This is a genomic window from Sphingomonas plantiphila (assembly GCF_046000505.1).
Taxonomy (GTDB): Bacteria; Pseudomonadota; Alphaproteobacteria; order Sphingomonadales; family Sphingomonadaceae; genus Sphingomonas; species Sphingomonas plantiphila.
This window is the reverse complement of sequence record NZ_JBELQC010000006.1, coordinates 1-600: the sequence shown is the minus strand read 5'-3', so window position 1 is coordinate 600 and position 600 is coordinate 1. Positions and strand designations below refer to the sequence as shown.

The window sequence follows — 600 nt, the reverse complement described above, 5'->3', positions numbered from 1 at the left end:
TCAGGGCCTCGGCAACGTCATCCTCACCCCGCATATCGGCGGCTCCACCGAGGAGGCGCAGGAGCGCATCGGCGGCGAGGTCGCACGCAAGCTGGTCGACTATTTCATCACGGGTTCGACCATGGGCGCGGTGAATTTTCCGGAGGTGCAGCTGCATCTGCGCCCCGCGGGCGCGCGCTTCAGCCACGTCCATCGCAACGTGCCGGGCATGCTGCGGCGGCTCAACGAGGTCTTCCTCCAGCGCGACATCAACATCGTCGCGCAATATCTGGAAACCTCCGGCGATCTCGGCTACGTCGTGCTCGACGCGGACCTTGCGGGGCAGGATTCGGCGACGCTGCTCCAGCAGATCCGCGCCCTCGATGGCACGGTCGGTGCGCGGCTGGTGTTCGAGCACTAGTTTTGTTGACGGCCGTCAGGAGGTCGCATTGAATGCGGTCTCCTGACGCACTGAATGAAAATTGAAAGCCGGGTGGAAACGATGACGCTGACAAGAGCGAAGCTGTGTGCATGGCTCGTGGGCGCGGCAGCCGCGATGGGCGCGAGCAGCGCGTTCGCGGTGACGCTGGCGGGGGATGCGGATAGGGTCTGCAAGAGCCT

The 600-nt window shown here is 64.8% G+C and carries 1 pseudogene; it reads left to right on the top strand.

From position 1 onward, the window contains the following. Positions 1-400, top strand: a pseudogene (locus ABS767_RS17560) (hypothetical protein); the annotation flags it as partial. Between the last annotated feature and the right edge of the window lie 200 nt (positions 401-600).